Here is a 22,641-nt window from a genome sequence, read left to right on the forward strand (position 1 = left end):
ACAGTGATGTGGGGCTTTTTTGGTTCAGTAGCCGCGAAGCCTGTCCACCAGCCCCTCGGGCGGTTTGCCCTCCAGATCGGCCAGCACGCCGGCGACCAGATGCGCCGCCGCATCGCCTGCGCGGGTCTGGCAGGCGATATGCGGCGTCACAATCACGCGCGGATCGCGCCAGAGCCAGTGATCAGCGGGCAAAGGCTCCGGCTCGGTCACATCCAGAAAGGCCGACGCGATGCGCCCCTGGTCCAGCGCGCGCCGCAGCGCGTCAGTGTCAAGCTGCCGCCCGCGTCCAAGCTGCAAGAGGCGCGCGCCCATCGGCAATTGCGCGAAAAGTGCGTCATTCAGGAAGCTTTCGGTTTCGGGCGTCAGGGGCAGCAGGCAGATCAGAATGTCGGTCTGCGCCAGAAAGGCGGGCAGATCGGTGAAGCAGGTGACACCCGCAATCTCACGCGGGCTGCGCGCCCAGCCCGACAGCGGAAAGCCGAAAGGGCGCAGGCTTTCCAGCACGGCCTGGCCCAGATTGCCAAGCCCCAGCACGCCCACGCGCCGGTCCTGGGCTGCGACATTGCGGCCCTCAACCCAGGCCCCGCTGCGCGCCTGTGCCAGATAGGCGGGCATATCGCGATGCAGAGACAGCACCGCCATCGTGGCGAATTCCTGCATCTGCGCGGCAATCCCGCCCGACAGCATCCGGACGACACCGATATGATCCGGCAGGGCGGCGAGGTCAAACTGATCGACCCCGGCCCCGGTGGAAAAGATCAGCCGCAGCGCAGGGTAGCGCTCCGCCAGCCGGTCGGGGGCCTGCCAGGTGATCAGCCAGCGCACGGCCGCCGGATCGGGCGCCGCGCCGATATGAAAGGGCATATCGGGAAGCGCCCGGGCAAAGGCCGCGCGAAAGACCTCACTGCGCGCCGGGTCTGACAGCGAAAGGACCGCCATCAGCGCAGCGCGGCCCGGACGTCCGGGTCATCCAGCGTCAGGTCCAGCACTTTGCGGGTGCGTGCGACGATCAGGTCGATCTCCTCCTCATTGCAGCACAGAGGGGGCGCGTAGCCCAGCACCCCCCAGGCAAAGGCGCGCACAATGAGCCCCTCATTCCAGGCGCGCTCAAAGACCTTCACTGCCGGTTTGGCCGCAGCGGGCAGGGGGGTCTTCTTGTCTTTGTCGGTGACCAGTTCGACGGCGGCGAGCATGCCGCGCCCGCGCACATTGCCGACCAGCGGGTGATCGGACAACCCGCGCAGGCCCGCCTGGAGGCGCTCGCCCATCCTGCGCCCATTCTCGAACAGCCCACCCTCATAAAGATCCAGCGCTGCCAGCCCCACTGCGGCGGAGACCGGATGCGCCGAATAGGTCAGCCCGTGGCCCACGGCAGCCATGCCCGCGCCATCCGCGATGGTCTGATAGATCCGGTCCGACATGAAGACCGCGCCCATCGGCACATAGCCCGAGGTCAGACCCTTGGCGGTCGTGACCATATCGGGGACGATGTCTTCCTCGGCGCAAAGCAGCATCGGGCCGGTGCGGCCAAAGCCGGTGATGACCTCATCCAGGATGAAGAGGATATCGAGTTCCGTGCAAAGATCGCGGATCGCCTTCAGCCAGCCTTTCGGCGGCATCAGCACGCCGCCCGAGCCCTGGATCGGCTCGCAATAGAAAGCGGCGACATGCTCTGGCCCGCCAAGCTCGGCCACCTTCGCCAGGAGCTGCGCTTTTGAGGCGGCGATGATCGCCTCGGGATCGGTCCCCGCCGGATTGCGATAGGTGTCGTAAGAGCCGATTTTGTGCTGCCAGTCGAAAGGCACGCCAAAGCCCGCATGGAAGACCGGCAGCGCGGTCAGCCCGGCCCCCACGGTCGAGGCTCCGTGATAGCCCTGGTCCAGCGAGATGAAATGCTCTTTCAAAACCTTGCCGCGCGCGTGCCAGTAGAAGCGGGTGAAACGCACCGTGCTGTCGACGGCATCCGAGCCGCCCAGCGTGAAGAAAACGTGATCCAGATCGCCCGGAGCTGCCTGCGCCAGCCGCGAGGCCAGCCGGATTGGCGCTTCCGAGCTGATGCCGAAATAGCCGGTGGCATAGGGCAGCTCGGTCAGCTGTTTCGTGGCGGCGTCAACGATGCTTTGCTGGCCGTAGCCCGCATTGACGCACCACAGCCCGGCGAACCCATCCAGCAGGTCGCGCCCCTCGGCATCCTTCAGCCAGGCACCTTTGCCCGAGGTCAGGATACGCGCGCCCGCAGCCTCATGGCCGCGCCAGCTGGCGACGGGGTGGATGAGATGGGCGCGGTCGAGTTCGACCAGGTTATTGGCGAGCATGTCTTGTCTCCTTGACGATCAGCCGAGCGCCTGGGCGGCGAGGGCGAAACGGTAAAAATTCGCAGGCGTTGGGGGTGTCGCCTGGCTGCGGGCAGGGCGGATCATCTCGGTTCCGCGATTGACCAGCGGCAGGCCTGCTGCGGCCAGAGCTCCGGCCAGCGGGCAATCCGCGCCCTGGGGGGTAATGGTGTCGAGCCGCAGGAAGCGGCCGGCCACTGCTACGGCCACGCCACGCAAAAGACCGGTTGCGGCCTGCGCATCGCGCGCAATCAGCGGTGCAAGGGAGAGGCCCTGGCCAAAGGGACGCAGCAGGCCAAAAGCGGTAATGCTGTCCGGGTGCTGCCCGCCTGTCACCGGCAGGACGGCGAGCCGGGCCTCTTTGGGCAAAGCCGCGTAGAACGATCTGCGGTCGGCCCCCGTCGCCTCCAGGTCCAGCGCGATGAGGGTCTGGTGGTCAGCGGCGTCGCTCCAGCGGAGTTCTGCATCGCCGGGCAGCGGGGCAGAGTTGCCCGAGAGCTGCCCCTGATATTGCCGCACGATCCCGGTGGGGGTGAAGCCGAGGCTCTGGTAAAGCGGCAGCCCCTCGGGCGTGGCCACCAGCCGCCACTCATCATCGGGTGCCAGAGCCAGCACCGCCTCCAGCAAACGTCTCCCGATACCGCGCCCGCGCAGGCTTTGACTGACGATGATCATATTCGCCATCGAGACCACGCCAAAATGGCTGCGCATCGCGGTGCCCAGCACCTCGCCGCCTGGGCCGGTGGCCACAAAACCCTCGCCCGTCTGCAAGACCAATGCCCAGTCTTCCGCACGATGTGGCCAGCCCGCCTCACGCGAGAGCCGCAGCGCCGCAGGAAGATCGGCAGCCATCATCGGGCGAAGGCCGGGGCCGAAGGGGCGGGATGTCATGCCAGTATCCGCGAAGATTTGCCTGTAAAGGGAACCCCGGGGCGCGACAGTATGGCGCCGCCTGCCCCGGGGGAACACTACATCTCGGCGCTGTCAGCCGACGATCACATAGATCTTGCGGACGGTTTCAATCGTGCGCCAGATGCCTTTGAAGCCGGGCTTCATGATGAAACTGTCGCCGGCGCGGTAGGTGACAGGGGCCTCGCCGTCTTCCTCGATCTCGATATGACCCTCAAGGATGTGGCAGAACTCGAATGTTGTGCCCTTGATCGAGATGCTCTCGCCGGCGGTCGCCTGCCAGATGCCGGTGCGGACCTTACCCTCGGTCGCCTCTTCGCGTGAGGCATCCAGCGCCCAGGTCAGGAAGGAGGGATCGCCCGAGATCAGCCGGTCTGCGGCGGCTTTTGAGGCAACCGGGGTCGTGTCGGGGCGGGTATTGACGGTGATAAGAAGTGACATTCGGGACCCTTTCAGCGGATCAGATCGAGGAATTTGTAATACTGGCCCACCAGCGGCAGGAACCACGGCTTGCCGGTATGGAAGGGCACCGCAGTCCAGGGCAGACCGTCCCAGGGGTTGCGGTTGATGCGGCCGGTGATCAGATCCGCCATGATCTCGCCCATATGGGTGGCAAGCTGGGCACCATGGCCGGAATAGCCCATCGAGAAGTAAAGCCCGTCCGCCTCTCCCGCGCGCGGGTAACGGTCGGCGGTCATATCCACCAGACCGCCCCAGCAATAGTCGATCTGAATATCGGCCAGATGCGGGAAGACCTCTGCCATCGCGGCGCGCAGGATCTTGCCGCTTTTGGCGTCGGATTGCTGGTCAGAGCGGCCCGAGAACCGCGCCCGCCCACCAAAAATCAGCCGGTTATCGGGCGACAGGCGGAAGTAATTGCCGATATTGCGGCTGTTGACGTAAGTCCGGTTGCCCGGCACCGTCCGCGCGATCTCTTCCACCGTCAGCGGGCGGGTGGCGATGATGAAACTGCCTACCGGCACGATGCGGCGGCGGAACCATGGGAAAGCGCCATCGGTATAGGCGCCGGTCGCCAGCAACACCTTGTCAGCCGTCACATGACCCTTCGGCGTGTTCAGCTTCCAGCCCTTGCCATGCGCCTCACGCGAGGTGACGGGGGTGTTCGGTAGTGTCGCAAAGTTTCCGGTTCCATCTCGGCTTATGATATTGCAGCGTTGTCAGGCAGTTGGCGAGGGTCTTGGGACGTGATCGATTTCAAAGGTGTACACTATCCGAAGTCGGTGATCCTGCATGCTGTTTTCTTCTACCTGCGCTATCCCGTCTCCTACCGTGACCTGGAAGAGATCATGACCGAGCGTGGTGTGAAGGTCGACCACGCAACGCTGAACCGCTGGGTCGTGAAATTCGCTCCTTTGATCGCGGCTCAAGCGCAGGCCAGGAAGCGATCGACGGCTACCTCCTGGCGGGTGGACGAGACCTACATCAAGGTTAAGGGTAAATGGACATACCTTTACCGGGCCGTGGATCGCGACGGCCAAACCCTTGATTTCATGCTGTCCCACCGCAGGAACCTTGCTGCAGCCCGACGGTTTTTCAAGCAGGCGATTGCCGCTCATGGCGTGCCAGACCGGATCGTGATCGACAAAAGCGGTGCCAACCTCGCGGGTTTGCAGGCCGTGAACGTGATCCTGAAATTCACCGGCGACGGGCGCGTCATTCAGGTGCGGCAGGTCAAATACCTGAACAACATCCTCGAGCAGGACCACCGCTTCATCAAACGGATCACCAACCCGATGATGGGCTTCAAGGCGTTCCACTCGGCCGCAGCGACCATCGCCGGCATCGAGACCGCGCATATGATCCGCAAAGGCCAGATCCCGGCAAACGAAACTACACCATTCCAGACCTTTGCGAGCCTGGCGGCATAATTCTGTACAGACGGTGGTGTCTGATATCCTCCAGAAAAATACGCGACAGAACCCTTCCCACTCCTGCAGCAACGCCGGGATGCGCTCGCTGAGATAGGATAGGAATGGCTGGTCCTGCACGTTGACGGCGGACAGTGTAATTTTTTTCGCGGAAGTGGTCGCCAGTATCCGACCTGGCACCAGATTCGAGCTCTCTCGCCCGTTATTGGCTTTTGCCACAGTCGCTGCAATTGCCAGCTCCAAGCGTTCCGGGCTTGAGGACGCCTGCGCCGAACCGACTGCGTCCTCCACACGTCGAAGATCTCCAAGTTTGGCAGAACGACAGAAGGATGCCAGGGCCTCCCATTGGCGGCGGCCAGCTCCGTGTGCCGGTCCGATAGCCCGGATAAGGCTTTCAGGAATGGCTGAGACAATGGCCTTCATCTTGTAGATAAGGGTGTCGTTTACGCCTGTGGCGCGATGGACAACAACGCCTTTAAAACCTGCATCAAGAATTCGGGTGATGAAGAGGGCTTTCTCGATAAATGAGGTGTCAAGGCGCTGGTTGTTCTCAACGCCCTGCGCGATTAATGCCTCCTCCTCAGTCATCTCCATGACCGAAGCACGCACATCTAAGCCGAGTGCCTTGCAGGCCAGCACGCGGCGACGCCCATAGACGACCTCTAGGTCGCCGTTATCGAGCCGACGCAACAGGATGGGCACTTGCTGACCGTGCTGCCGGATGGACTCGATCAGATCACTGATATCCTCCGAGGCGTCAATCCGATCGCTGAAGCGCGATGCATGGATGAGCGTGGGACTGACCAGCCGCGTTGCGCGCCGATCTTCCTCTTTCAGCGATGCTTCCGCCCGCGCCATGTTTGGGCTGCTACGGCGGGGCAGGGGGCTATCGTCTTCCGGTTCGTCGAATTTTCCTTCGAGCGCGTTCTTCAGCGAGTTACCGAAAATTCCTTTGCGGGCCATCAGCTGCGCCCCCAGGATTTCATGAACTCGGCTTCAAGCTCGTCTGTAATCCGACCAATGGCTTCAATCACCCGGTCATATGTCTTTTTGTTGACGTCCCGGGGCTCGATCTCAAACACAGGTTGCTTGGTGTTTGCCGCATCGCCGATCGCCGTCGATTTGACGAACTCCGTGCTCATTACGGCAGTGCCGAGTACGGTCCTCAGGAATCCGGCCATCTGGACCTGTGGTTGGTCCGTCGCCTCATAGCGCGTGATAAGGAACTTGATGAAGTCGAAGCTGTGGTCTGGCGCATGCTGCTCGACAACGCCCATGAGCTCGCTTGCCAATCCAAGGAAGCTCGCCAGAGACATGGCATCGAGCATGGACGCGTTCAGCGGAATCAGAACGCCTGTTGATGCGAACAAGGCTGCAATGACAGCGAAGCTCATCTGCGGTGGAGTGTCGAAGATGACGACGTCGTAATCCTGCTGAACCTGATCAATGGCATCTGCCAGTCGGCCATGGAACGGCTTGGAGCTGTCCGGAGTCCGGAACGACAGCGCAGTTTCGTATTCGAATTCGATCACGTCCATCGAGCCGGGCAGGAGGTCGATGTTCGGAAAGTAAGTCTTACGGATCGCATCCCGGCAGGGGAGGGGGTCAGTGTAGCGGATGACGTCGTAGGCAGATAGCATGTCGGGCGCGAGTTCGGGTGTGATCCCGAACATGTTCGTCATCGACGACTGCGCATCGAGATCTATGGCCAAAACCCGATACCCCCGCAGTGCAAGGATCTCGGCAAGGTGGGTGGCCGTCGATGTCTTCGACACGCCGCCTTTCAGATTGAAACAGGTGACGACCTGACATTTTTCGCCCGCGCGGCGGCGCGGGTAGTGTTCTGGGCGGATCTTGCCTTCTTCGAAAAGAACCCGTTGGATTTCGTGGAATTCGCTGGCGCTGAAGTAGCGACGGTTGCTCTTGTCTAGTTCGCCAACCGGAATGCGGTCTGCCATTGTCGTGATGTAGTGGCGGAATGTATTCTGGTTTACCCGAATGAACTCTGCCGACTCGCGCATCGAGAAGCGCCGGAGCGTCTTCTGAGCGTCAGGCGGAAATGCTTCGCGCGAATGGTCTTGCAGCGCCCTGGAGAGGCGCCCAGAATATGCTTTGAAGCGCCCGGTCCTCCATCAGGGTGCGCGCCAGGGCCACCCGCTGGCGTTGGCCACCCGACAGGGCGGCGGGGCGTTTGTGTGCATGCTCTGCCAGCCCGGTCTGTTGCAGAATATCTGACAGCCGCGCCGGATCGGGCGCCTCGCCGCGCAGCCGCGCGCCAAGGGCGGCGTTCTGGCGCAGGTCCAGCCAAGGCAAAAGCCCCGGATCCTGCGCCATCAGGGCGACGGGCGGCGCGCCAGTGACGGAACCCTCGAACGCGCCGCCGACCGGCAGACCGGCAATCAGCCGCAGCAGGGTGGATTTCCCCACGCCCGATGGACCCAGCAATGCGGTCCACTGCCCCGGCGGTATCTCCAGCCGGATCGGCGGGAAGAGCGCCTGCCTGCCGATCCGCACCTGTCCTGTCAGGGTGACGAAGCTCATGCCCGGCCGAGGCCCCAGAAGGCCGCTTCCAGCCGTGTGGCGGTGGTGAAATGGCGGCACAGCTGCTGCCAGCGCGGCAGGCTCTGCGCATCAGGCCCCAGCCGGTGCGCCACGGCCCGGTCGATCAGCGCGCCGGTGTCGCGGCAGAGCGTCTGGAATTCCGCGCCGCCATAGGTCTCGATCCAGTCGCGATAGGGGGTATCGCCGGCCTCGGCCAGCAGTCTTGCGCCGATCTCGCCATAGCCCAAAACGCAAGGCGACAGCGCCGCCATCAGGTCGAGGAAATCACCCGAATGGCCCGCCTCCAGCACATAGCGGGTATAGGCGAGGTTTTCGGGGGCTTCCTCGGTCGCCTCCAGTTCGGCGCGGGCAATGCCCGCCGCTTCGCAGGTGCGGATATGCAGATCCATCTCGAAATGCAAAAGCGCATGAACGGTGGCGCTGGCGGCCTTCATCTCATCGAGAGTGCCCGCCTTGACCACGGCCAGCGACCAGGCGCGGGAGAAATGGATCAGGAAGACGTAATCCTGCCGCAGGTAATTCAGGAACGCCGCGCGTGGCAGCGTCCCGTCCTTCATGCCCTCAAGGAAGGCATGGTGGCTGTAGGCGCGCCAATGATCTCCACTGGCCGTCCGCCATGCCGCAAAGCTTGTACCGTAATCGGGGGCGCTCATTGTTCGGCCCCCGGATCGAGTGCCAGCGCCGACACCGGCAGGATGCTGCCCACCAGCCCGGCCTCATGCAGGAAGGCCTCGAAGCGGGCATATCGGCCATGGTCCAGCGCCGCCGGGCTTTGGGCAAAGCGCGGCAGGGTGTCGGCCCAGGCGCGGGTGTTCAGCTCGTCCGAAAGGTCGGGCGAGGTGGCGGCGAACACCGCGAAGGCTTCATCGGGGTGGTTCAGCATGTATTCGGTGCCGCGTTCGATGGCGGCGAGGAAGCGGGTGATGCGGTCGCGGTCGAAGGTCTCGGAATTGGCGACGAAAATCAGTTCGTCATAGCTGGGCAGACCGGCTTCCTCTGGGAAGAAGCACCGCCCGTTCGCGCCCGCCAGCCGCATCTGCGTCAGCTCGAAATTGCGAAAGGCCCCGATGACCGCATCGACCTGGCCCGTCATCACGGCGGGGGTCAGCGACCAGTTGACGTTGATCATCTCGACATCGGCCAGCGTCAGATCCACCGAGGCCAGCATGGCGGCCATCACCGCCTCTTCGACGCCCGAGACCGAATAGCCGATCTTGCGCCCGCGAAGGTCGGCCAAGCTTTGCACCGGACCATCGGCCTCGACCATCAGGCAGTTGAGCGGCGTTGCGACCAATGTACCGACGCGGACCAGCGGAAGGCCCTCATGCACCTGCAGATGCAGTTGCGGCTGATAGCTGACCGCGAGATCGGCGCGGCCCGCCGCGACCAGTTTCGGGGGTTCGGTCGGGTCGGCGGGGGCGATGACTTCGACCTCAAGCCCCTGATCTTTGAAGAAACCCTTCTCCTGCGCGAGGATGATCGGGGCATGATCGGGGTTCACATACCAGTCGAGGATCAGCGTTAGCTTGTCTTGCGCCATGGCGGGGGTGGTCAGCAGCAGGCTGGCGGCAAGGGTGGCGCACAGGCGGGTCGGGGTCATGGGGTTCCTCCTCCGGTAGTGGATGTGTCGGCCAAAAGGGCGATTTCGCCGGGCCAATGCGGGCGAAGCCGGTCGGCGGCACGCCATGCGCGCAGGCCGGAGCGGCAGGTGAAGACGGCACGCTGGTGTGGTGCGGGCATCGGGCCATTTGCGCCAAAACCCTCGGGCGGCAGACGCAGGGCATCGGGAGCGACAGGCGTCGGGGCCTCGGCCTCGGGGCGCAGTTCGATGATGAAATCACCCGCGCGCAGGTCGGATTTCGCGACGAACAGATGGGCAGCTTCCGGCTCCGGCGCAGCGTCGAATCGGAAGGAGGAGCTCCTGAACCCCGCCATGTCATAGCGCCAGAGCAGCCCGAGCGGCGAGGGGTCTGCCTTCAGGATCACCGCCAGCGCCATTTGCGCCTGCATGAGGCCGAACATGCCGACAACCGGCCCGAGGACGCCCGCCGTGGAGCAGCTCGCCAGATTGTCGGGCAGGTCGGGGAAGACAGCCCGCAGCGATGGCGCACCACCGCAAAATCCGCCGACATAGCCCGATGTCCCGAGAACCGAGGCCGAAATCAAGGGCTTGCCCTGCGTGTGGCACAGATCCGACAGCGTATAGCTGGCCGCGAAACTATCGGCGCAATCGAGCACCAGATCTGCGTCCGCGATCAATCCGGGCGCATTGGCTGGGGTCAACCAGTCGATCACCGGGGTGATCGTCACCTCGGGGTTCAGCTGCCGTGCGAAGTCCTTGGCCCCCTGCGCTTTGGGCTGGCCGATATGGGCGGCGTAGATCGGCTGGCGGTGGAGGTTGCTTTCCTCGACCCGGTCGGGATCGACCAGCGTGATCCGCCCCACGCCCGCCCCCGCCAGATATTGCACCACCGGCACGCCAAGCCCACCGGCGCCGACCACCAGCAGATGCGCGGCGCGGATGCGGGCCTGACCGGCTGGCCCGATTTCGGGCAGGATCTCTTGCCTTGCATAGCGGCTCATCGCGTGGCGTCCAGCCAGTCGCGCAGGCGTGCTTCGGGGTCCGGGTTCAGCGTGATATCGGTGACGGCCGAGACCACATCTGCGCCTGCCGCAAAGGCCTCGGGTGCGCGGGCGATGGTCAGCCCGCCGATGGCGATCAGGGGGATGTCGCCGATCTTCGCCTTCCATTCGGTCAGCTTTTCGCTGCCCTGCCGGTGCCATTTCATTTGTTTCAGGATCGTCGGCCAGATCGGCCCGAGCGCGATGTAATCGGGCTTCGCCGCCAATGCGCGGGTCAGCTCCTCCTCATCATGGGTTGAGATCCCGAGCTTCAGCCCCGCCGCGCGGATCGCGCCCAGATCGGCGGTGTCGAGGTCTTCCTGCCCCAGATGCAGCCAGTCGCAGCTTTCCTCGATGGCGAGTTGCCAGTAGTCGTTTATGACGAGGATCGCCCCCGCCGCCCGGCACAGATCGCGGGCACGGCGGATCTCGGCGCGGGTCTCGGCTACCGGGCGGTCCTTGATGCGCAGCTGCACCAGTTTCATGCCCAGCGGCAGCATACGGGCGATCCAGTCGGCGCTGTCGAAGATCGGGTAAAAACGCGGCAGGGTCATGCGAGGAACGCCTTTCCGATCACGGGGGTCGAGGGGGCGGCCATGTCGCGCGGCTCCATCGGATCGGCGCGGTGGGCTTCGCGCCCGGCCTCAATCGCCAATGCCATGGCGCGGGCCATGGCCGCCGGGTCGCCCGCCTTGGCGACGGCGGTGTTCAGCAAAACGGCGTCATAGCCCAGCTCCATCGCCTGCGCGGCATGGCTCGGCAGGCCGATCCCGGCATCGACGACAAGGGTGGTGTCGGGGAACTCTGCACGCAGCGCCCGCAGCCCATAGGCGTTGTTGATTCCAAGGCCCGAGCCGATCGGCGCCCCCCAAGGCATCAGCACCGCACAGCCCGCATGCAGCAGGCGGTCACAGACGATCAGATCCTCGGTGCAATAGGGAAAGACCTTGAACCCATCCTCGGACAGGATCCGCGCCGCCTCGACCAGCGCGAAGACATCGGGTTGCAGGCTGTCGGTGTGGCCGATCACCTCCAGCTTGATCCAGTCGGTATCAAAGAATTCCCGCGCCATATGGGCGGTGGTCACCGCCTCTTTGACGGTATGGCAACCGGCGGTATTGGGCAGGATGCGGGTGCCAAGCCCCCGGATCAGCTCCCAGAACGCCTGACCGCCGCCATGTTCGCGGCGCAAGCTGACCGTGGCGATCCCGGCCTTTGACGCGCGGAACGCCTCGGCCAGAACGGCGGGCGAGGAATATTGCGCGGTCCCGAGCATCAGCGCGCTCTCGACCTCGGTTCCGTAGAAGACCGGCATGGCTCAGCCCCCCTGCATGGCGGAAAGCGCCTCGATCCGGTCGCCCTGGCCGATCTCGGTCGTGGCGCGCAGGCTGGCGGGCACGAAGGTTCCGTTGACGGCCGTTGCGACCTTGGCGGTCAGGCCCTGTTCGATCAGCAAATCGGCAAGGGTAGCGGCAGATGTCCGCCGCGCCTCGCCATTGAGGGTGATATCCATCAGGAGGTCTCGTCCATGAATTCGGGGGTGATGCCGGTATCGATATGCTCCGCCGCCATGCGGGCGACAGCGGGCGACAGCAGGAAGCCGTGACGGTAGAGCCCGTTGGCATAAAGCGTGCTGCCGCGTCTGCGTAGGCGTGGCAGGTTGTCAGGGAAGGCCGGGCGGGCATCGGCGCCCATTTCCAGCACCTCGGCCTCGCCGAAGCCCGGATGCAGCGCCCAGGCGGCGGAGAGCAGTTCCAGCAGCGAGCGGGCGGTGACCACGCCGCGCCGGTCGCTCTCGATCATCGTGGCGCCCAGCATGAAGATGCCATCGCCGCGCGGCACGATGTAGAGGGGGATGCGCGGATGCAGCAGCCGCACCGGGCGCGAGAGGCTGACCTCGGGGCAGCGCAGCACCAGCATCTCGCCCCGCACGCCCCGCAGGTCCGGCAGCGCGTCCCGGGCGGCCAGGCCACGGGCGTCGATGGTCAGTTCGGAAGAGGTGGAGGGAGGGCTGGTGTGGAAGGCCACCCCGGCGGAGTAGAGGCGGGCTTTCAGCGCATGCAAGGCCTTGCGGGGGGCAAGATGCGCCTCGGTCTCGAAGAACAGGCCCGCGTTGAACCGCCCCGCCAGATCGGGCTCCAGCTCCGCGATACCCTCGGCATCTAGGCTGTGGTGGTTGCGGCTGCGGCGGGCGAAGCGGGCCAGCTCGCCTTTGTCGCGTTCGGGAGCCAGCACCAGCGTGCCCTTTCGCTCCACCGCACCGGTGTGGCGTTCCCACCAGTCCAAGGCGTCGAGCCCAAGGCGCTCCACCGGCTCTTCGGCGTCCACCACTTCGCAATGCGGTGCGAGCATCCCGCCTGCCCACCATGAGCAGCCATGCGGCCCGGGCGGGCCTGCGGGATCAATGATTTCGATCCGGTGGCCGCGTGTGGTCAGTTCTGTGGCGATGGCAAGGCCCATGACGCCCGCGCCGAGTATGCGGATGCTCATGCCGTCCACCAGGCATGGAAGTGATGTACCGGTCCGTGCCCCGAGCCGACCGAAAGCCTGTCCGCAGACGCGATGGCTGCTTGCAGATAGCCATGCGCGCGGGTCACGGCTTCGGGCACGGTTGCGCCTTGCGCCAGCCCTGCGGCAATCGCGGCCGAGAGCGTGCAGCCGGTGCCATGGGTGTTGCGTGTAGCCAGGCGCGGCGCGCTGATCTCCAGCGGATCGGGGCCGATCAGCAGATCCGTGCAGGTCGGGCCTTCGGCATGGCCGCCCTTCATCAAGACCCAGTCCGGGCCCATGGCGCGCAAGGCGTCACCCTGTGCCAGCCGATTGGCATGGTCGGCGGCGAGGGCCTGCCCCAGCAGATCGGCGGCCTCGGGCAGGTTCGGGGTCAGGACGGTCGCGAGCGGCAGCAGATGCGCGCGCAGGGCCGCGATCGCCTCGGCCGCGAGCAGCCGATCGCCTGATTTCGCCACCATCACCGGGTCGAGCACTACGGGGACCGCGCAGCCCTTCAGCGCCGCTCCCACGGTCGCGATCACCTCGGGGTCGCCCAGCATGCCGATCTTGACCGCGCCTACGGCGAGATCGTCGAAGACCGCCTCGATCTGGGCGCGCACGATGGCGGGGGGCAGGCTTTGAATGGCGGTGACGGCGCGGGTGTTTTGCGCGGTGATCGCGGTCAGCACGCTTGCGCCGTAAACCCCGAGCGCGGAGAAGGTCTTCAGATCAGCCTGAATCCCCGCCCCGCCGCCGCTGTCGGAGCCTGCAATGGTCAATGCGATGGTCGTCACGTCACCCCCAAAAGTGACCGACGGACTGGTTCTGGGGGCTTGGCGCACGGACGGAATCCCGCCGTCAGATGCTAGAGCTACCCGTTCCCTCCGCCGGTATGAACCGGATCAGGTTCGATGGGTTGGCTTTCGCCTCTCAGCCCCGGTTGCCCGGGACACCCCAACGAGTAAGTGGAGAAAAGGTTAGAGCGATTTCGTCTCCGGGGCAAGACCGGAACCGCAAATCGGACCCGGATAGAACAGCGGGTCACATCAGCAGCTTTATCCCGGATGAGAACAGCAGGATCGAGAGAATGCCACGCAGCCAGCGATCCGACAGATAGCGGCTCCCGATCCAGGCGCCGGCCGACCCGCCAAGTGCGACTGCACAGAGCCAGCCTGGCAGGGCGGACGGCATCTGGTCCCAGGCAGCGTAGGCACCGATCAGCGCCGCGGCCGAGTTCAGAAGGCTGTACACGGCCGTGGTCGCCGCAGTCTGGCGTGCAGTGACCCAGTTCATGCCAAGAATGACGGGGCCAGGAACACGCCGCCGCCCGTTCCCGTTGTTCCTGACACAAAACCAATGACGGCATCGGTCATGAGTGCTGCCATGAATGGCGGCTTGATCGGGGTATCCGGGCGGGAGGTGCTGGCGAGAAATGCTGATCGTGCCATTTGAAGCGCGGACAGGATAAGAACGGCCCCGACCAATGGGAAATAGAGCGCTCCTGGCAGATGGATGGCACCACCCAGCATCGAGAAGGGGAAGGCGAGGTTGGCAAAGGGCGAGACATTGTGCCACGACAAGCGGCCATTACGAAGAAAAAGTGCCGTGCCGATTGACGCGACGAGGAGGTTCAGCGAAAGCGCCGTCGTCTTCATGGCGAGCGGTTCAAAGCCGGCAACGCCTATGATCGCGATATAGCCAGACGCGCCCGCTTGCCCGACCGCCGCATAGACCAGAGCGACCGCCAGAAATGCGACCGCAAGCAGTGGCCCCGGTCGAAAGGCCGGGGCTTCTGGTCTTGCGGATGCCCGACGGCTTTCGGGCGGACCACGGATCAGGTGTTCACGTCATCCTCAAAACGCTGGATGCGGGCGAGGATGTCATCGAAACTCGGCGGCTTCGTATCGAACATCATGGGTGCCATGTCCTTGTAGTCCGCACGCAGATCCTTGATTCGATCCTCGCCGGGCAGAAGTCGCAACGTGCCGGGCCTGGCCAGGTCATAGCTTGCCCATGCCGAACGGAAGAAGATGGCTTTATGCTTCGCCACCTGCGCCAGAAGCTCGAAGTTCCGCGATGCAGCGTCTCCCTCCGCGGTCTCGAGGAGCATCGCCAGATCGTAGAAATGCCGGGAGAAATACTGAGGTGTCGGCGAACCGGTAGGGCGATGCGCTTCGGCATGGAGTGCGGTCGCCTTTTCCCAGAAGGTGCGCCGGGCAGACAGGACGGTGACCTTCGTGTCACGCTCGTTGAAGAAGTCAGGGTAGTCCTCGGCCGCATAGGGCCGGATCACCTTTTCCTCAGTTGGCCAGGGGTCTCCGCGCGCCCCCAGTTCGAGCTTCACGCGGGGGGTGATGTAGGACATGCCCGCATAATCCGTGCCGCCAAAGGCCGGGGGATACTGGAAATTCACCGTCTGCGCGTCATTCGGGTCTATCTCGAGCGACCAGCCACCATCGGCGGGATCACCCAGATGGCGCGCGAATTCTGCTTGCAGCGCTGGAAGCAGCCGTTCGGCAACATGCGTTTCGACATCGGTCACCAGATCCGCAATCAGCCTCGCCGCCTTGTTCTTTCCAAGCCCTTCCTGCTCAGGGTCCCGTTCGCCGCCATATCCCAGTTCTGTCCGGTCAAAGGACAGGTCGATATCCTCGGAGAACCGACGGATCGCGTCATAAGCCTTGGACAGCGAGGTGCCGCCTTTGAACACCAGCGACGCGGTTTCCCCGGGCGGCAGCGAGAAGACCCGCCGCAGGGTCCAGCAAACCCAGAAGTCCTTCTCGATGATCGTGTTCGCGACGCCGCGACCAGCGGCGGTTTCGCCAAAGAGTGCGGCACGGTCCGCGGCCGACAGGCGGGCAACCTTATCCAAGAGCGGCTCCCGCGCCGGACCCTGAAGGTTTTGGGTCGGCAATCGAGAGCAGGGTTGCCCGCATCCACGCGGGCGCCTGCGTTGCGCTCCTGGCGAGAAGCTTCTTGTCACTGACCGAGAGGTGACGGCTGGCCGCGTGCATCACGTCAGAGGCCCGTGCAGCACCTACATGGCGCAGGGCCTGAACGACCGTTCCGGCCGGGCTGCCGGGGGCAATCAGATGCTTGGGCGAGGTATGGCGAAGATCGATCACCCGCTTCCCCAGCACAACGCGGCGCGAAGGCCCATCCGTCAGCCAGTGGCTCTGCGCCGCGACCTGCGTCGAGAGGCCGAGCGCATTGGCAGCTTGCGGACCATCAATCTGCAGGTTTGATCCGGTTTCCCGAGCGAGGGCTTTGGCCACATTGTCGGGCAAGGGGGCCAGGGCACCGAGCTTCGGATGGATCTTGGGGAAGTCATAAAGGCCGCGGGCGAGACGCCGGAGGTGTCCGGCCTTCGCCAGTCGCGACAGGGCCTGATCCACCGCGCCACGGACTGCCACGTCCAGAAAGTCGCTGGGCGTAAAGACGCTGCCGCGTCCGCTTGCGCGGACACGCTTCATGATCCGATCGGGAACAGAGGCAGATACAGTCTTCATGTGTCAGAAAATAGGCTATGTTTTTCTTCCAATCAAGTGTGCGAGGTAACGCGCCCTGACTCTTGTTCAGACTGAGATTGTCGCGGTCGCGGACAGGGGGGACGAGCGGTGTGCTCGGCGGTGTGCGAAGGGGCCGAGCTCGGCGCTTGCGCCCTGTGCCAAGGGTCTATCAGGCATTCGCTGGAAGCCACCGTATTCATCGTCGGCGCGGTGCAGTTCTGTGATCTGGTCTGAAACACGTCGACACCTTTGATCAGCGAAGCGCCAAGGCTGGCGGCAGCGGAGGCATCCCGCCATGGGACATGGCTCCTGTCAGAGCCAAAGCCCCATCCCCGCTTCCATTCGCAAACCTTGGTCCGATCCGTCTCTTTGAAATCAACCCGTAAAGGGTCGGCTTGACGCTTCGCGTGCCGCCCTCGGGGATTCGGGCAAGAGGCCCGAACGCCCGAGGGTGATTGCAGATCCGGTCAGACACTTCGGGCGCCTGTCGAGCGGGGGATGGTCCCTCGTCTCCCAAGACAGGAGCCAGTCCCATGTCCAGGAAGGATGCCACCGCATACGCTGCCAGCCTCGCCGTTACGCTGATGGTCTCGATCGTCGTGTTTCAGGCCGGTGATGGCAGCCATGCCGCCATGCCCGCCGATGAATATGATGGCGATGAGGCCCTCATCGCCCTCGAGATCGACCCCTGGCAGTGAGGCGCGCAAGCGCCTCACCCCTTCCGGGCGGCCCTCGCGCGGCGAGCCGCGGGGCCGGCCGGGGTTGCGCGATCACCCGCCTGTGGCGCGCGCCGCGCAGCTGTGCCGGGATGAACCCCGGCGCGGGAGAGGCAGAGGTGGGGTCCGGGAAGGGCGAGCCTTCCGGTCCCAGAGAGAGCGCCGGTCGGCTTCACCTGTCCCTTCGCTCTCAGGAGAAGTCCCATGACTCACGATATCGCAGCATCCCCGGAAGCCAGCCTGGCGGCCGTCATGGCACAGTTTGATGCCTCGCAATTGGCGCATCAGACGCTCAACACCACCGCAATGGCACAGAATAAGGAGGCCCTGTTCGCGGCCATGCGCGCTGCCGGGATCACCGAGATCATCGTCACCTTCGATGGTGCCGGCGACAGCGGGCAGGTCGAAGACATCGACGCCCGCTGCGGCGATACCGCGGTGCCGATGCCGGACACGGAAATCACGCTCGCACAGGTCAGCTGGGGCGTCACCGAGATTGCGACCAACACCATGTCGCTCTCCGAGGCCGTCGAGTCCTTGGCCTATGACCTCCTGTCGGACAGCCATGGTGGCTGGGAGAACTGCGACGGCGCGTTCGGCGAGTTCCATTTCGACGCCGAGGCCGCGACGATCCTGCTCGATTACAATGAGCGGTTCACCTCGTCCGAGCAATTCAACCACAGCTTCTGAGGGCGGAGAACATGGCACATCCATATCATCACGCCCTGTCCTCGGTTAAGAAATGGGGCGTGGTGGTCGAGGATTACATCAACCTGCATTCCTGGTTCGATGCCTCGAAACTCATCCTTGCTGACTTCCGGCATCGCGCTTTGCGCCACCATGCCGAAGGCATCTTCCTCATGGAGACCGTGTTCGGCAAGACGCTGACTCTTTCCTCGGGCCGGGTGATCCCGACCCGTTGGGTGGGCGAGCAGCATGTCCGTGAGGATCTCGGGCACATCCCGAGCTTTGCCGACTGGGCGCGAGCGATCCGTCCAGAGCCGTGGATGGGGCGCACGCCGAAGATCGAGGCCGAAGTGGAGCCTTTGCCTGTGGCACCAACACCGGCCCCTGATCCGTTCTACTCCCTTCTCGGCCTTCCACCCGATGCTACCGCGTTCACAGTTCTGCGCGCCGCTGCCCGCGCCTTCCATCCCACTATCCGCAAGGATCCCGGTCTCAGGCTCGCCCGGCGGCGGTTCTACCGCCAGATGCTGGGCGCCCATGCGGCGGCAGCGCCGCAGGGTTCTCTGACATCCTCGGGCACCTGACCGCTTCCTCCTTCGAATCCCAACCAGTCCCGGCCTCGTGCCGGGTTTTCCATTTCTGAAAAGGAGCCTGTCATGGCTGACTATTATACGCACTTTTCCTGCCTGCTCGATGCGGGTTCGTCTGAAAATGCCGCCAAGGCGATGGCGCTTTTCCACCGCTTGCGCGCCGAAGAGGCGGATGCCGACGAGCCTGCTTTCGACGGCTTCGAACTTGTCCAGCAGGACGGGCCGAGCGGCTCGCAGCTTTGGATCCATGATGATGATCAGGGTGATGTCGAGGGCGTCATCAACTTCGTGCTGCGCCTTGCCGAAGAGCTGAACCTCACCGGCCTCTGGGGGTTCGACTATGCCAATACCTGCTCTCGCCCCAGGGTCGAGGCTTTCGGTGGCGGGGCGCATGTCATCGATCTCGGGGCCCGCAAGAGCATCGGCTGGATCAGCACGCATGAATGGCTGAACGCCGTTCTGAATGGCACGGACATCGACGCCGTGGAGGCGGTCGCAGGATGAACACCACGGTCCCGATCACCCCCGCTTCTCCCTCCTGGCATCTGCCCGTCATCGAATTTGGGCGCAGCGCCGACGGCCTGCTGGTCGCCCGTGTCGGCGACACCGCCTTCGCCATGGTGCCGACACGGCAGGGGCGGCATTTCCTGGCGACGGGCTGGCGACTTACTCGCCCGCTGGACACATGGAAGCGTGGGGACTTCTACGGCCATTCCGGCGATGTGGCGGATGAGGCCGCGTTTCGGGCGCTGGTCGCGGAGAGTGCCAAACACCAACGTGAGCGCGTGGCACTCGGGCGCCGTGAGATCGCCTCTCGGGCCAATACGCCCTGGGGTCCATCGCAGGGTGCGACGATCTATGGAGAAGGCGTCCTCTGCCATTCCACCGCCGGGCATGGCGGGTTCCAACTCGCACCAGAGCAAAATGTCCGTGTGCATCCGCTGCTGCGATCCTCCTCCGGGTTCTACGAGGAGGACGCTGAATGGGCAGCGGTTGCACAGGCTTTGCCGGATCTCTTCACGGGTTATGAACGCCGCCTGGCTGATGAGACGCTGCGCAATCACTGGCCTGAAGCCTGGGAGGCCATACATGGTCGCGCCCTCCAGGCCGGCGAATCCCGGGAACGGGATCGCCAGACCTTCGAGCGCCAGCATGCACGGGACTGGATCGTGATCGCGGCGGTCAGTTCGGATCGCTTTCCCGGCTTTGTGGAAACGGTCGCGACACCGGGCGGGAAGCGCGGACCGGGCATCGAGCGCTACGGCTTCCTCGTTCCGTCAGTCGAGTATGAGCCCGGTCTGTTCGGGTTCGTGATCGATCCCGCGCGGCATTGCGCGACCGATGAAAAAGACCCGGGAGATTGACTTTGCTCCGTAGGTTTCGAGTCTCCGAGGCAGGTGCGAAAGGCTTGCAGAATATGCAAAATATCTGTATATTCTGTATGAAGGAGATTTCGCAATGCCCCATCTGCCCGAGTTCAAGGCCGCCGACCTCACGCGGCATACCAGCGAGTTGTTCGATGCTGCGATCCGCTCTCCGATCGCGATCACCAAACATCGCAAGCCGAAGTTCGTCCTGATGAGCATGGACCAGTACCAGAAGCTCGCAGGCGAAGCGAGCCAGCAGGCGCATTTACTCGATGAGATGCCGCTCGACCTGAAGGCGCTGATGATTGCCGGGTTGGAGCGCGATCTGGGGGGCCGGTGTTGAGAGAGAGCGCTGTCCGGGGCCGTCCCGCGTACTGCTCTCCCGAGGATCTCCCCGATGAACGACCTGTCCCCCGCGACCACGGCGCAAGCGCCGGTCGCGCCCTCTCCTGTTCTGACCGCCCCCTTCATTCTGACGGCAGCGGAGGCACTTCTCCCGCATCTTGAACACGGTCGGCGCGTCGACAGCACGATGCTGCGCGGCGCCATGGAAACCGCATTCGGCGCATCTGACGCTTCTGGCCTCTGGGATTGGAAAGACGCCTATGAGGCCTGTGAGGTCGCCACAGTCCTCTTCCTGCGCAAATTCGGCCGCGCGCTATTCCGCAAGGCGGCAGCGCCCGAGGCGCGCCTCGCGGCGCTGACGAAGATCGCGGGCCTGCTGCCGAGCCATACAAGGCGCTCTGAGGAGAGCCAGGCAATGCAGCAGTTCAGCACGCCCCTTTCGCTCGGGCTCGCAGCTGTCACCGCCGCAGCGATCTCGCCTGCGGATGTGGTGCTCGAACCTTCGGCCGGCACTGGCCTGATGGCAATTCTCGCCGACATTGCTGGCGGCAGCCTCGCGCTCAACGAACTGGCCGAGACCCGCGCGGATCTCCTCTCTACCCTCTTTCCGGCCCTGCCTGTCACCCGGTTCGATGCCGCGCAGATCCATGACCATCTCGATGCCGGGGTGGTGCCCTCGGTGGTCCTGATGAACCCGCCGTTCTCGGCGCTGGCCAATGTCACCACTCGCGTGGCCGATGCCGCTTTCCGCCATATCGCTTCGGCTCTGGTGCGGCTCGCCCCTGGCGGGCGGCTGGTCACGATCACCGGTGCGGGTTTCGGCCCTGAGGCACCGGCCTGGCGCGATGCCTTCATCCGGCTGCAAGAGCATGGCCGTGTGGTCTTCACGGCGGCCGTGGACGGCGCGGTCTATGCAAAGCACGGCACAACATTCGCCACGAGATTGACGGTGATCGACAAGATCACGACCGAGGATCCTTCCTCCTTCCCGGCCTCCTCGGGCATTGCGCCCGATGCCGCGACCCTGCTCGGTTGGGTCACCGCTCAGGTGCCGCCGCGCAGTGCGGTCGATCTGCCCAGGCCACCGGCACCGACAGCACCGGCCGCCGCCCGCACGGTGCGCTCCTGCCTAGCCCGCGCCACTACGACGCAGCCCGTGCGGGTTGTGCCAACCGCTCCCAATGCGGTTGAGCTCGCCTATGACACGCTGGACTGGACACCGCCCGAAGCAGCGCGACTCTCGGACGCGATCTATGAAGAATACGCGCTGCAGGTGATCCGCATTCCCGGCGCGGCCCCGCACCCGACCAAACTCGTGCAATCCGCCGCCATGGCCTCGGTCGCGCCGCCGTGTCCTTCCTACCGGCCCCTTCTGCCCGCTGACATCTGTGCCCGTCTCTCGGACGCGCAGCTCGAGACGGTGATCTATGCTGGCGAGGCGCATAGCGACCATCTCGCGGGCGCCTGGACGTTGGACGAGACGCTGGACAGGGTCAGCGCTGCGGCCACCGATGCGTACGGCGCTGTCCGCTTCCGGCGTGGCTTCATGCTTGGGGATGGCACCGGCGCGGGCAAGGGGCGGCAATCGGCCGGGATCATCCTCGACAACTGGCTGCGCGGACGCCGCAAGGCGGTCTGGATCTCCAAATCCGACAAGCTGATTGAGGACGCGCAGCGCGACTGGTCGGCGCTCGGCCAGGAGAAGCTGCTGATCACGCCGCTTTCCCGCTTCGCGCAGGGCAAGGCGATCACCCTGTCGGAAGGCATCCTCTTCACCACCTATGCGACGCTGCGCTCGGATGATCGGGGGGAGAAGGTCTCGCGTGTGCGCCAGATCGTGGACTGGCTCGGGGCGGATTTCGACGGGGTGATCATCTTTGATGAGAGCCACGCCATGCAGAACGCTGCCGGCGGCAAGGGCGAGCGTGGCGATGTTGCAGCCTCGCAGCAGGGCAGGGCGGGACTGCGCCTGCAGCACGCATTGCCTGACGCACGCGTGGTCTATGTCTCAGCCACCGGGGCAACGACGGTGCACAACCTCGCTTACGCGCAGCGCCTTGGCCTTTGGGGCGGAGAAGATTTCCCGTTTGCGACCCGGGCCGAGTTCGTCGAGGCGATCGAGGCCGGCGGCGTCGCTGCGATGGAGGTGCTGGCGCGCGATCTGCGTTCCCTCGGGCTTTATACCGCGCGGTCGCTCTCCTATGACGGGGTCGAATACGAGCTGATCGAGCACCAGCTGACCGAAGAACAGCGTAGGTTCTACGACTCCTATGCCGGGGCCTTCGCGGTCATCCACAACAATCTCGACGCGGCGATGGAGGCGGCTAACATCACCGGCTCGGATGGAACATTGAACCGGCAGGCCAAATCCGCAGCACGCTCCGCCTTCGAGAGCACCAAGCAGCGCTTCTTCGGCCATCTGCTGACTTCGATGAAGACCCCGACCCTGCTGCGCTCGATCACCGAGGATCTGGAGGCGGGCCACGCGGCCGTCATTCAGATCGTCTCGACCGGCGAGGCGCTGATGGAACGGCGGCTGGCGGAGATCCCCACCGAGGAATGGAACGATCTGAACACGGACTTGTCGCCCCGCGAATACGTCTTATCCGGAACTCCGGATAA

At 64.5% G+C, this 22,641-nt stretch carries 26 protein-coding genes, 2 pseudogenes and 1 riboswitch; of the genes and pseudogenes, 8 read left to right on the top strand and 20 right to left on the bottom strand.

Features of this window, described 5'->3' with window-relative positions:
* Positions 1 to 24: 24 nt before the first annotated feature.
* The 5 genes from DRF71_RS07885 to DRF71_RS07905 all read right to left on the bottom strand — a co-directional run bounded on the left by DRF71_RS07885 (position 25) and on the right by DRF71_RS07905 (position 4,408).
* Complete coding sequence (locus tag DRF71_RS07885; RefSeq protein WP_112309850.1) at positions 25 to 939, bottom strand: 2-hydroxyacid dehydrogenase; 915 nt, start codon at positions 937 to 939, stop codon at positions 25 to 27.
* The gene (locus tag DRF71_RS07890) at positions 939 to 2,315 is read right to left on the bottom strand and encodes an aminotransferase class III-fold pyridoxal phosphate-dependent enzyme (protein WP_112309851.1); all 1,377 of its coding nucleotides are present in this window, start codon (positions 2,313 to 2,315) and stop codon (positions 939 to 941) included. Before DRF71_RS07890 ends, DRF71_RS07885 begins: the two co-directional genes overlap by 1 nt.
* 18 nt (positions 2,316 to 2,333) lie before the next feature.
* The gene (locus DRF71_RS07895) at positions 2,334 to 3,224 is read right to left on the bottom strand and encodes a GNAT family N-acetyltransferase (protein WP_112309852.1); all 891 of its coding nucleotides are present in this window, start codon (positions 3,222 to 3,224) and stop codon (positions 2,334 to 2,336) included.
* Positions 3,225 to 3,317: 93 nt separating this feature from the next.
* Positions 3,318 to 3,683 carry a cupin domain-containing protein gene (locus tag DRF71_RS07900; protein WP_112309853.1) on the bottom strand — a complete coding sequence of 122 codons (366 nt, stop codon included), beginning with the start codon at positions 3,681 to 3,683 and terminating at the stop codon, positions 3,318 to 3,320.
* A gap of 11 nt (positions 3,684 to 3,694) precedes the next feature.
* Positions 3,695 to 4,408: an NAD(P)/FAD-dependent oxidoreductase gene (locus DRF71_RS07905; protein ID WP_332872053.1), complete on the bottom strand. Its 714-nt coding sequence runs from the start codon at positions 4,406 to 4,408 to the stop codon at positions 3,695 to 3,697.
* 39 nt (positions 4,409 to 4,447) lie between these two features.
* Between DRF71_RS07905 and DRF71_RS27950 the strand changes: the two genes are divergently transcribed.
* Complete coding sequence (locus tag DRF71_RS27950) at positions 4,448 to 5,131, top strand: IS6 family transposase (RefSeq protein WP_112309854.1); 684 nt, start codon at positions 4,448 to 4,450, stop codon at positions 5,129 to 5,131.
* A gap of 66 nt (positions 5,132 to 5,197) precedes the next feature.
* Here DRF71_RS27950 and repB read toward each other — a convergent pair.
* The 15 genes and pseudogenes from repB to DRF71_RS07980 all read right to left on the bottom strand — a co-directional run.
* Positions 5,198 to 6,094 (bottom strand): annotated as a pseudogene (gene repB / locus DRF71_RS28490) (plasmid partitioning protein RepB); the annotation flags it as partial.
* The gene (repA, locus tag DRF71_RS07920; RefSeq protein ID WP_112309855.1) at positions 6,094 to 7,215 is read right to left on the bottom strand and encodes a plasmid partitioning protein RepA; all 1,122 of its coding nucleotides are present in this window, start codon (positions 7,213 to 7,215) and stop codon (positions 6,094 to 6,096) included. The gene repA and the pseudogene repB, both read right to left, overlap by 1 nt.
* Positions 7,181 to 7,672: an ATP-binding cassette domain-containing protein gene (locus tag DRF71_RS07925; RefSeq protein WP_112309856.1), complete on the bottom strand. Its 492-nt coding sequence runs from the start codon at positions 7,670 to 7,672 to the stop codon at positions 7,181 to 7,183. Before DRF71_RS07925 ends, repA begins: the two co-directional genes overlap by 35 nt.
* Complete coding sequence (locus DRF71_RS07930; protein ID WP_112309857.1) at positions 7,669 to 8,346, bottom strand: TenA family protein; 678 nt, start codon at positions 8,344 to 8,346, stop codon at positions 7,669 to 7,671. Before DRF71_RS07930 ends, DRF71_RS07925 begins: the two co-directional genes overlap by 4 nt.
* Positions 8,343 to 9,293, bottom strand: a complete 951-nt coding sequence (locus DRF71_RS07935; RefSeq protein WP_112309858.1) for an ABC transporter substrate-binding protein — start codon at positions 9,291 to 9,293, stop codon at positions 8,343 to 8,345. Before DRF71_RS07935 ends, DRF71_RS07930 begins: the two co-directional genes overlap by 4 nt.
* Positions 9,290 to 10,276, bottom strand: a complete 987-nt coding sequence (locus DRF71_RS07940) for a HesA/MoeB/ThiF family protein (protein ID WP_112309859.1) — start codon at positions 10,274 to 10,276, stop codon at positions 9,290 to 9,292. The genes DRF71_RS07935 and DRF71_RS07940 overlap by 4 nt, the downstream gene beginning before the upstream one ends.
* Entirely contained in the window at positions 10,273 to 10,869 is a 597-nt protein-coding gene (locus DRF71_RS07945) for a thiamine phosphate synthase (protein WP_112309860.1), read from the bottom strand. The genes DRF71_RS07940 and DRF71_RS07945 overlap by 4 nt, the downstream gene beginning before the upstream one ends.
* Positions 10,866 to 11,630 carry a thiazole synthase gene (locus DRF71_RS07950; RefSeq protein WP_112309861.1) on the bottom strand — a complete coding sequence of 255 codons (765 nt, stop codon included), beginning with the start codon at positions 11,628 to 11,630 and terminating at the stop codon, positions 10,866 to 10,868. Before DRF71_RS07950 ends, DRF71_RS07945 begins: the two co-directional genes overlap by 4 nt.
* A 3-nt stretch (positions 11,631 to 11,633) precedes the next feature.
* Positions 11,634 to 11,828 carry a sulfur carrier protein ThiS gene (gene thiS / locus DRF71_RS07955; RefSeq protein WP_112309862.1) on the bottom strand — a complete coding sequence of 65 codons (195 nt, stop codon included), beginning with the start codon at positions 11,826 to 11,828 and terminating at the stop codon, positions 11,634 to 11,636.
* Positions 11,828 to 12,805 carry a glycine oxidase ThiO gene (gene thiO / locus DRF71_RS07960; protein ID WP_112309863.1) on the bottom strand — a complete coding sequence of 326 codons (978 nt, stop codon included), beginning with the start codon at positions 12,803 to 12,805 and terminating at the stop codon, positions 11,828 to 11,830. The genes thiS and thiO overlap by 1 nt, the downstream gene beginning before the upstream one ends.
* Positions 12,802 to 13,599: a bifunctional hydroxymethylpyrimidine kinase/phosphomethylpyrimidine kinase gene (gene thiD / locus DRF71_RS07965; protein WP_112309864.1), complete on the bottom strand. Its 798-nt coding sequence runs from the start codon at positions 13,597 to 13,599 to the stop codon at positions 12,802 to 12,804. The genes thiO and thiD overlap by 4 nt, the downstream gene beginning before the upstream one ends.
* Before the next feature lie 68 nt (positions 13,600 to 13,667).
* A riboswitch (TPP riboswitch) is annotated at positions 13,668 to 13,772 on the bottom strand.
* 74 nt (positions 13,773 to 13,846) lie between these two features.
* Positions 13,847 to 14,056: a hypothetical protein gene (locus DRF71_RS28495; protein ID WP_232831354.1), complete on the bottom strand. Its 210-nt coding sequence runs from the start codon at positions 14,054 to 14,056 to the stop codon at positions 13,847 to 13,849.
* Between the two features lie 38 nt (positions 14,057 to 14,094).
* Positions 14,095 to 14,643 carry a TSUP family transporter gene (locus tag DRF71_RS28500; protein WP_332872054.1) on the bottom strand — a complete coding sequence of 183 codons (549 nt, stop codon included), beginning with the start codon at positions 14,641 to 14,643 and terminating at the stop codon, positions 14,095 to 14,097.
* A complete protein-coding gene (locus DRF71_RS07975; RefSeq protein ID WP_112309865.1) occupies positions 14,640 to 15,677 on the bottom strand; it encodes a nucleotidyl transferase AbiEii/AbiGii toxin family protein in 1,038 nt (345 codons plus the stop codon). The genes DRF71_RS28500 and DRF71_RS07975 overlap by 4 nt, the downstream gene beginning before the upstream one ends.
* Positions 15,670 to 16,278, bottom strand: a complete 609-nt coding sequence (locus DRF71_RS07980; protein WP_112309866.1) for a DUF6088 family protein — start codon at positions 16,276 to 16,278, stop codon at positions 15,670 to 15,672. The genes DRF71_RS07975 and DRF71_RS07980 overlap by 8 nt, the downstream gene beginning before the upstream one ends.
* A 569-nt stretch (positions 16,279 to 16,847) precedes the next feature.
* Between DRF71_RS07980 and DRF71_RS27955 the strand changes: the two genes are divergently transcribed.
* From DRF71_RS27955 to DRF71_RS08010, 7 genes and pseudogenes are all read left to right on the top strand, one after another.
* Positions 16,848 to 17,012 carry a hypothetical protein gene (locus DRF71_RS27955; RefSeq protein WP_198672094.1) on the top strand — a complete coding sequence of 55 codons (165 nt, stop codon included), beginning with the start codon at positions 16,848 to 16,850 and terminating at the stop codon, positions 17,010 to 17,012.
* A 222-nt stretch (positions 17,013 to 17,234) separates the two neighbouring features.
* The gene (locus DRF71_RS07985) at positions 17,235 to 17,720 is read left to right on the top strand and encodes a DUF6878 family protein (RefSeq protein WP_112309867.1); all 486 of its coding nucleotides are present in this window, start codon (positions 17,235 to 17,237) and stop codon (positions 17,718 to 17,720) included.
* 11 nt (positions 17,721 to 17,731) lie between these two features.
* Positions 17,732 to 18,091 (top strand): annotated as a pseudogene (locus DRF71_RS07990) (DUF6915 family protein); the annotation flags it as partial.
* Positions 18,092 to 18,373: 282 nt separating this feature from the next.
* A complete protein-coding gene (locus DRF71_RS07995; RefSeq protein WP_112309868.1) occupies positions 18,374 to 18,811 on the top strand; it encodes a hypothetical protein in 438 nt (145 codons plus the stop codon).
* Positions 18,808 to 19,671 carry a DUF7007 domain-containing protein gene (locus DRF71_RS08000; RefSeq protein WP_112309869.1) on the top strand — a complete coding sequence of 288 codons (864 nt, stop codon included), beginning with the start codon at positions 18,808 to 18,810 and terminating at the stop codon, positions 19,669 to 19,671. The genes DRF71_RS07995 and DRF71_RS08000 overlap by 4 nt, the downstream gene beginning before the upstream one ends.
* Before the next feature lie 94 nt (positions 19,672 to 19,765).
* On the top strand, positions 19,766 to 20,017 hold the full coding sequence (locus DRF71_RS08005; protein ID WP_112309870.1) for a type II toxin-antitoxin system Phd/YefM family antitoxin: 252 nt from the start codon (positions 19,766 to 19,768) through the stop codon (positions 20,015 to 20,017).
* A gap of 54 nt (positions 20,018 to 20,071) precedes the next feature.
* Positions 20,072 to 22,641, top strand: a 2,570-nt coding sequence (locus tag DRF71_RS08010; protein WP_198672095.1) for a strawberry notch family protein, incomplete at its 3' end; no start/stop codon positions are given.

The sequence above is a fragment of the Pseudogemmobacter bohemicus genome (assembly GCF_003290025.1).
Taxonomy (GTDB): domain Bacteria; phylum Pseudomonadota; class Alphaproteobacteria; order Rhodobacterales; family Rhodobacteraceae; genus Pseudogemmobacter; species Pseudogemmobacter bohemicus.